This window comes from Microbacterium sp. K41, assembly GCF_004794395.1.
Classification (GTDB): domain Bacteria; phylum Actinomycetota; class Actinomycetes; order Actinomycetales; family Microbacteriaceae; genus Microbacterium; species Microbacterium sufflavum.
Map to the genome: position 1 here is coordinate 1 of NZ_SSDO01000175.1, position 415 is coordinate 415.

The window sequence follows — 415 nt, forward strand, 5'->3', positions numbered from 1 at the left end:
CGGGCCCGCCGCGACGTGGTGGGTGGACGGCACGCCCGCGCATCTCGCCGCCGCCGCGCGTGCCTCGGCGCGGCGTCTCGGACTCGACGCGCTCCCGCTCTACCAGCACCACCGGCCCGACGTGCGCGTGCCCTATGCGGACTCGATGGGGGCCCTGCGGCAGCTGGTGGACGACGGGGTCGTGGTGCGGGTCGGGGTGTCGAACGTCGACGTTGCGCAGCTCGACCTCGCCCGGGGCGTCCTCGGCGACGCGCTCGTGAGCGTGCAGAACGAGTACAGCTTCCTGGAGCGGTCGAGCGAGCCCGTGCTGCGGCGCTGCGAGGAGCACGGCCTGGCGTTCCTCGCGTGGGGTCCGCTCGGCGGCATGCGCCAGGCGAAGGCGCTCGGCGGGGCGGCGGCGCCCGTGCCCGTGGCC

The 415-nt window shown here is 76.6% G+C and carries 1 protein-coding gene; it reads left to right on the top strand.

Annotated elements, in window-relative coordinates:
• Nucleotides 1–415, top strand: a 415-nt coding sequence (locus DW309_RS04815) for an aldo/keto reductase (RefSeq protein ID WP_136044719.1), incomplete at both ends; no start/stop codon positions are given.